Annotated in this window: 7 protein-coding genes; 3 read left to right on the forward strand and 4 right to left on the reverse strand. The window is 70.2% G+C overall.

Translation table 11 applies throughout. The features are described 5' to 3' along the window. Position 1: 1 nt before the first annotated feature. Together ABZX37_RS44890 and ABZX37_RS44895 are read right to left on the reverse strand one after the other, a co-directional pair. Positions 2 to 1,192, reverse strand: coding sequence for a class I SAM-dependent RNA methyltransferase (locus ABZX37_RS44890; protein WP_354750454.1), 1,191 nt, complete (start codon positions 1,190 to 1,192; stop codon positions 2 to 4). Next, positions 1,189 to 3,237, reverse strand: a complete 2,049-nt coding sequence (locus ABZX37_RS44895) for an APC family permease (protein ID WP_354750455.1) — start codon at positions 3,235 to 3,237, stop codon at positions 1,189 to 1,191. The genes ABZX37_RS44890 and ABZX37_RS44895 overlap by 4 nt, the downstream gene beginning before the upstream one ends. Before the next feature lie 96 nt (positions 3,238 to 3,333). Between ABZX37_RS44895 and ABZX37_RS44900 the strand changes: the two genes are divergently transcribed. After that, positions 3,334 to 3,999: a TrkA family potassium uptake protein gene (locus tag ABZX37_RS44900; RefSeq protein WP_354750456.1), complete on the forward strand. Its 666-nt coding sequence runs from the start codon at positions 3,334 to 3,336 to the stop codon at positions 3,997 to 3,999. Beyond that, the gene (locus ABZX37_RS44905) at positions 3,999 to 4,655 is read left to right on the forward strand and encodes a TrkA family potassium uptake protein (RefSeq protein WP_344267550.1); all 657 of its coding nucleotides are present in this window, start codon (positions 3,999 to 4,001) and stop codon (positions 4,653 to 4,655) included. Before ABZX37_RS44900 ends, ABZX37_RS44905 begins: the two co-directional genes overlap by 1 nt. Positions 4,656 to 4,715: 60 nt before the next feature. Here the strand turns inward: ABZX37_RS44905 and ABZX37_RS44910 are convergent, their stop codons facing one another. Then, entirely contained in the window at positions 4,716 to 5,384 is a 669-nt protein-coding gene (locus ABZX37_RS44910; protein WP_354750458.1) for a DUF3159 domain-containing protein, read from the reverse strand. An 87-nt stretch (positions 5,385 to 5,471) separates the two neighbouring features. Beyond that, positions 5,472 to 5,852 (reverse strand): OB-fold nucleic acid binding domain-containing protein, encoded by a 381-nt coding sequence (locus tag ABZX37_RS44915; RefSeq protein ID WP_009075573.1) that lies wholly within the window; start codon positions 5,850 to 5,852, stop codon positions 5,472 to 5,474. 104 nt (positions 5,853 to 5,956) lie between these two features. Between ABZX37_RS44915 and ABZX37_RS44920 the strand changes: the two genes are divergently transcribed. Then, on the forward strand, positions 5,957 to 6,676 hold the full coding sequence (locus ABZX37_RS44920; protein WP_354750457.1) for an alpha/beta hydrolase: 720 nt from the start codon (positions 5,957 to 5,959) through the stop codon (positions 6,674 to 6,676). The last annotated feature ends 266 nt before the right edge of the window (positions 6,677 to 6,942 follow it).

Genomic DNA, 6,942 nt, shown 5'->3' on the forward strand with positions numbered 1-6,942 from the left:
GTCACTGCAGCAGCGCGACACACTCCACGTGGTGCGTCATCGGGAACGCGTCGAAAGCCCGCAGATCCGTCAGCGAATACCCGTGCTCGGAGAAGAACTGCACGTCCCGCGCCAGCGCCGCCGGGTCGCACGCCACGTAGACGATTCGGTCCGGCTCACCGGCCGCGATCGCGTTGACGACCTCTCGGCCGGCCCCCTTGCGCGGCGGGTCGAGCACCACGACGTCGACCGGCGTCGGAGCTTCCCCGATGAGGTGTTCCACGCGCCCGGAACGCCAGCTGACCTGCGGCAGGTCGGAAAGATTGCGCTCGCCGTCCGTCACCGCGCGCCGGCCGGATTCGATCGCCAGCACCCGCCCGTCCGGGCCGACCTGCTCGGCCAGCACCGAGGCGAACAGCCCGACCCCGGCGTACAGATCCCAGGCGACCCCGCCGCGCGGCGCGTCCGCCCATTCCCGGACAAGTTCCGCGAGCGTGTCCGCCGCGAGCGGGTGGACCTGCCAGAATCCGTGCGCGTCGAACCGCCAGTCCCGCCCGGCCGCGTGCTGGATCGCCATGCCGCCGGACAGCTGCTTGCCCTGCGTGCGCCCGCGCACCGTGACGAGTTCGCGCAGGTGGAGATGGTTGTCGCCGTCGCTGGTCGTTTCCAGTTCGACGCCCGGCCGCCAGCGCTTGCTCAGCGCGGCGTCGAGCGAGCCCGGCACCGCGATCGGGCAGTCGTCGATCGGGATGACACGGTGGCTGTGGTGCGCGCGCAGCCCGGCCCGGCCGTCGCGTCCGGCGACCAGCCGCACCCGGCTGCGCCAGCCGAGCGGACTGTCGTCGAGCGCTTCCACGACCACCTCGCGCTCGATCCCGGCGAGCCGCTGCAGCTGTTCGGCCACCACCGCGGCCTTCAGCTCACGCTGGTAGGCCGGTTCGGCGTGCTGCCAGTCGCAACCTCCGCAGCCGCCCGGCGCGGCGAGCGGGCACGGCGGCGTCACCCGGTGCTCGGACCCGCTGAGCACCTCGATCGCGTCCGCCCGGCAGAACGAGCCGCCCTTGTCTTCAGTCACTTCCGCCCGGACGCGTTCGCCCGGCAGCGCGTGCCGCACGAACAGCACTCGTCCGTCCACACGCGACACGCAGTGCCCGCCGTGCGCGACCGGACCCACTTCCAGTTCCAGTACGCGGCCTAGCCAGCTGTCGCTCATTCCGATGATTCCTTTGTCGCAGGGGCTGGCTTCTTGGCGTCCGCCGGTCGAGCGGTGCCGGGGGTGAACCCGCGCCGGACGTCACCGGCGGAGGGGCGGGCCTTGCGCATCCGCGCGGCGGCCTTCTGCGACGACTCCAGCTGCCACGGCACGCTCGCCACGACCACGCCCGGCTGGAACAGCAGCCGTCCCTTGAGCCGCAACGCACTCTGGTTGTGCAGGACCTGCTCCCACCAGTGCCCCACGACGTACTCGGGAATGAACACGGTGACGACGTCGCGCGGGTTGGCGCCGCGAACGCGCTTCACGTAATCCAGCACCGGCTTCGTGATTTCCCGGTACGGCGATTCGACGACCTTCAGCGGCACCTTGAACTTGTGCGCTTCCCATTCCTGGGTCAGCGCGCGGGTGTCGGCGTCGTCCACGTTGACCGTGACCGCCTCGAGCACGTCCGGGCGCATCGCCTTGGCGTAGGCCAGCGCGCGCAGCGTCGGCCGGTGCAGTTTGGACACCAGCACGATCGCGTGGTTGCGCGAGGGCAGCACGGTCGGCGCGTCGCCCATGTCCTTGAGCTCTTCCGACACCCGGTCGTAGTGCTTCCGGATCGCCGTCATCAGCGCGAAAATCGCCACCATCGCGGCGATCGCGATCCACGCGCCGAGCAGGAACTTCGTGATCAGCACGATCACCAGCACGACGCCGGTCATGGTCAGGCCGACCGCGTTCACCGTCTGCGAACGGCGCATCCGCCGCCGCGCCGCCGGGTCGGTTTCCTTGGCCAGCAACCGGTTCCAGTGCCGGATCATGCCCGCCTGGCTCACCGTGAACGACACGAACACGCCCACGATGTACAGCTGGATCAGCCGGGTGACCTCCGCGTCGAACGCGATGATCAGCACGAGCGCGAAGGCCGCGAGGAACAGGATGCCGTTGGAGAACGCGAGCCGGTCGCCGCGGGTGTGCAGCTGCCGCGGCAGGTAGCGGTCCTGGGCGAGGATCGAGCCGAGCACCGGGAAGCCGTTGAACGCGGTGTTCGCGGCCAGCAGCAGGATGATGCCGGTGGAGAACGAGATGTAGTAGAACGCGGGCGGGAAGCTCTCGAACACCGCGTGCGCGATCTGCGCGACGATCGTCTTCTGCTCGTAGCCCGCGGGCGCGCCCGCCAGCTGCCGCGCCGGGTCCTCGGCGAAGTTCACCTTCGTGACGACCGCGAGCGTGATGATCCCGACGAGCATCGTCACCGCGAGCACGCCCATCAGCAGCAGCGTGGTGGCCGCGTTCTTCGACTTCGGCTTGCGGAACGCGGGCACGCCGTTGCTGATCGCCTCGACCCCGGTCAGCGCCGCCGCGCCGGACGAGAACGACCGCAGGATCAGGAACACGAACGCGACGCCCGCCCAGCTGCCTTCCTCGTGCAGCGTGAAGCCCGCGCTCTCGGCGCGCATCTCGGTGCCGGTGAAGGTCTGGAACAGCCCCCAGACGACCATGATCAGGATGCCGGCGATGAAGCCGTAAGTGGGAATGGCGAACGCTTTGCCCGATTCGCGCACCCCGCGGAGGTTGAGCGCGGTCAGCACGGCGACGATCACCACGGCGGTGATCACCTTGTGGTTGGCCACCCACGGGATCGCCGAGCCGATGTTGGCGACACCGGACGAAGTGGACACCGCGACGGTCAGCACGTAGTCGACCAGCAGGGCGCTCGCCACTGTCAGGCCGAACTTCCCGCCGAGGTTGGTGGTCGCGACCTCGTAGTCGCCGCCGCCGCTCGGATACGCGTGGACGTTCTGCCGGTACGACGCCACGACGACGAGCATGACCAGCGCGACCGCGACCCCGATCCAGGGCGCGAAGGCGTACGCGGACAAGCCGGCGACGCTCAGCGTCAGGAAGATCTCCTCCGGCGCGTAGGCCACGCTGGACAGCGCGTCGGAGGCGAAAATGGGCAGCGCGATGCGCTTGGGCAACAGCGTGTGGGCAAGACGGTCGCTGCGGAACGGACGTCCGAGGACCAGCCGCTTCAGCACGGTCGGGAACTTCGACACCACGAGAGCGTAACCGGGTGGGCGCAAGGTAGGTTCGGCGCTGGTGTCCGAGGGTACCCACGACCGGGTCATCCCCACCCTGCGAGGAGGCTAAGCGTGCACGTGGTGATCATGGGATGCGGCCGCGTCGGCGCGTCTCTGGCCGCGGCGCTGGAGCGGCTCGGCCACGACGTGGCCGTCATCGACAAGAACCAGCAGGCGTTCCGCAGGCTGGGCAGCGACTTCCACGGCCAGCAGGTCGTCGGGGCGGGTTTCGACCGCCGGGTGCTCGTCGAGGCCGGGATCGAGCGGGCGGGCGCCTTCGCGGCCGTGTCGAGCGGCGACAATTCCAACATCATCTCCGCGCGGGTCGCGCGCGAGAACTTCGGCATCGAGCACGTGGTCGCGCGGATCTACGACCACAAGCGCGCCGCGGTCTACGAACGGCTGGGCATCCCGACCGTCGCGACCGTGCCGTGGACGACCGACCGGTTCCTGCGCACCCTGCTGCCCGACGGCGTCGCCTCCGCGTGGCGCGACCCGTCCGGCAACGTCGCGCTGCTGCAGCTGCCGCTGCACGAGGGCTGGGTCGGCCGCAGCGTGCGCGAACTGCAGGAGACCACCGGCGCGCGGGTGGCGTTCATGATGCGCTTCGGCACCCCGGTGCTGCCGGACGCGAAGACCGTCGTGCAGGCCGACGACGACGTGTGGGTGGCGGCGCGATCGGGCACCGTCGGAGACGTGACGAGCCTGGCCGCTCGCGCCCCCGAGGAGGAGAACTGATGCGGGTCGCGATCGCGGGCGCGGGAGCCGTCGGGCAGTCCATCGCCGCGGAGCTCATCGACGGCAACCACCAGGTGATGCTGATCGAGCGCGACGCCGACCAGTTCGAGCCGGAATCCGTTCCGCAGGCCGACTGGGTGCTCGGCGACGCGTGCGAGGTGTCGATCCTCGAGGAGTCCGGCATCGAACGCTGCGACGTCGTGATCGCGGCGAGCGGCGACGACAAGGCGAACCTCGTGGTGTCGCTGCTGGCGAAGACGGAGTTCGCGGTGCGCCGCGTGGTGGCGCGGGTGAACAACCCGGCCAACGAATGGCTGTTCACCGACGCGTGGGGCGTCGACGTGGCCGTGTCGACCCCGCGGATGCTCGCCGCGATGGTCGAGGAGGCGGTGAGCGTCGGCGATCTGGTGCGGCTCATGACGTTCCGGCAGGGGCAGGCGAACCTGGTGGAACTCACCCTGCCGGAGGAGACGCCGCTGGCGGGCAAGCCGGTGAGCGAGCTGGCGCTGCCGCGCGACGCGGCGCTGGTGACCATCCTGCGCGGCGACCGGGTGATCGTGCCGCAGCCGGAGGATCCGCTGGAGGCGGGCGACGAGCTGCTGTTCGTCGCGACCTCGGACGTCGAACCGGAGATCCGCTCGGCCCTGGGCTACTAGCGCCCCAATGTGGCGTTGGGTGCGTCGCATGCACCCAACGCCACATTGGGGTCGTGCTGGTCAGGTTTCGGGAGTCGGGGCTTCGGCGTACTTCTGCCGCAAACGCGCTTCCAGCTGCGCGTCGGTTTCCGGCTCCGGCTCTTCCTCGGCGAGGGCCTTCAGCCGCTTGTCGGAGCGGCGCACCGCCCAGACGACCACCAGCAGCCCGATCGCGTACAGCGGGTAGCCCATCGCGATCTTGGCGAACGCGAGCCAGCCGGTCTGGTTTCCGTCGTACAGCCACCGCTGCACCACGAACCGGGCGGCGAAGATGACGGCCATCGCGAGCGTCGCGACGTCGTAGCCGTAGCGGGACGGCTTGTCCTTGCGCCAGGCGGTGCCGTTGCCGTTGAGCGCGTTCCAGACGACGCCCGCCAGCGGCCAGCGCACCAGCACCGAGATCACGAACACGCCGCAGTACACGAGGCTGGCCCAGATGCCGAAGAGGAAGAACCCCTTCGCGGACCCGGTGCGGAACGCGATGAACGCCGCGATCGCGACGCCGAAGAACCCCGAGATGGCCGGCTGCAGCGGCTCCTTGCGCACGACGCGCAGGACGGTGATCGCCACCGCGCTGCCGATCGAGCCCCAGATCGCCACGGTGAGCCCGAAGATCGCGTTCAGGAGGACGAAGACGATGACCGGCACCGAGGAGTAGAACAGGCCGGAAACCCCGCCCATCTGCTCCATCAGCGTCGGCTGCCGCTCTTCGTCGCCCCCGTTTCCGGGCGCGTCCTTCTCGTCGCGGGGAGCAGCGGGTTCAGTCACGAGCGTTGATCACCCTACCGGGCTCTGGAGTTCGTAATACGGGTTGTAGAGCACCTTCTGCCCATCCCGTTCGGCCATCCGGCCGCGGACCTTGACGGTGCGGCCGGGCTCGATGCCGGGAATCCGGCGCCTGCCCAGCCAGATTAGCGTCACGCCCTGCGTGCCGTCGAACAGCTCCGCCTGCAGCGAGGCGGGCCCGTCGGTCGGCGACAGCTCGACGCTGCGCAGCCTGCCGAGCACGGTCACCTCTTCGCCGGACCGGCAGTCGCAGGCGCGCTGCGCGCCCTCGGCACCCGACCTCTCGGACATCTCGTCGGCGTCGAGGTCCTCGACGTCGCTGGTCAGCTTGCGAACCAACCGGCTGAAGTAGCCGCCGTCCTTGGCGGACATGGTGTGCTCCTGTGCTCCGGGGCCCCCGACTTCGTTCGGCCCGTGCGTGTTCCAGCGTAGCTGTGGTCCCAGTCAGGGAAACGGGTTTGGGGCAAGATCGCAACGTGACGTCCGCAATCCATGTCCCGGCCGCCGTCCTACTGCCCGGTACCGGCTCTGACGAGGTCTTCGTGCGCTCGGTGTTCGGGGGGCCGCTCGCTGCGCTGGGAGTGCCGCTGATCACGCCCGCGCCGGTTGCCGGGGCCGGTCTCGCGGAGGCGTTTCTGGCGGAGCTGGACGGTCTCGCTGACCGGTACGGGACGGTGCTGGTGGGCGGGATTTCGTTCGGGGCGCATCTCGCGGCGGAGTGGGCGGTGGCGAATCCCGGGCGTTGCGGGGGGCTGCTGGCGGCGCTCCCGGCTTGGAATGGGGAATCCGGGTCCGCGCCCGCGGCGTTGGCTGCGACGGTTACAGCGGATCTGGTGGCCGCTTCAGGGGTTGAAGGGGCGGTCACGCAGGCTTCGGCGGGGAGTCCGGGGTGGCTCGCGGCCGAGCTGGGGCGGGCTTGGCGGCGGCACGGGGCCGGGCTGGAGGCCGGGCTGCGGGTGGCTGCCGGGCGGGCCGCGCCGACGCTGGAGGCGTTGCGGGGGGTGGAGGTTCCGGCCGGGGTCGGAGGGTGTTCGGACGATCCGATCCATCCGGCGGCGGTTGCCCGGAAGTGGGCAGGGGCGTTGCCTCGGGGGCGGTACGGGGAGACGACGCTTGCCGCGCTGGGGGTTGACCGGGAGTCGCTGGGGAGGGCGACTGTTCTGGCGTTCTTGCGGGCGTTGCCGGATGCGCCGTGAGTTCCGGCGGGGCTGGTTGCGCGCGCCGGTTGAGTCCGTGAAGGGAACCCTGGGGGAATCAGAGCCGATGCCAGGAACTTAAGCCGCGCGACCCCGGCCCGCCGACCGTCCACAAAGGACTCCAATAGCACCGGAATGCCCTATTTGTCACCATGTGGCCGGGTCTTGAAGTCCGTGAGGGGGCCCTTGAGGGAATCTGATTCCCTCAAGGGCCCCCCAACCGGAACAGTGGGGAGGCCACCGGGGCGGGGCCTGGCGGGGGGCCA

It is taken from the genome of Amycolatopsis sp. NPDC004079 (assembly GCF_040610415.1).
Classification (GTDB): domain Bacteria; phylum Actinomycetota; class Actinomycetes; order Mycobacteriales; family Pseudonocardiaceae; genus Amycolatopsis; species Amycolatopsis halotolerans.

Bases quoted from the DNA above. Each gene is read 5' to 3' on its own strand.
- ABZX37_RS44890 (WP_354750454.1), bottom strand. From the start codon at position 1,192: ATGAGCGACAGCTGGCTAGGCCGCGTACTGGAACTGGAAGTGGGTCCG.
- ABZX37_RS44905 (WP_344267550.1), top strand. From the start codon at position 3,999: ATGCGGGTCGCGATCGCGGGCGCGGGAGCCGTCGGGCAGTCCATCGCC.
- ABZX37_RS44910 (WP_354750458.1), bottom strand. From the start codon at position 5,384: ATGGAGCAGATGGGCGGGGTTTCCGGCCTGTTCTACTCCTCGGTGCCG.
- ABZX37_RS44915 (WP_009075573.1), bottom strand. From the start codon at position 5,852: ATGTCCGCCAAGGACGGCGGCTACTTCAGCCGGTTGGTTCGCAAGCTG.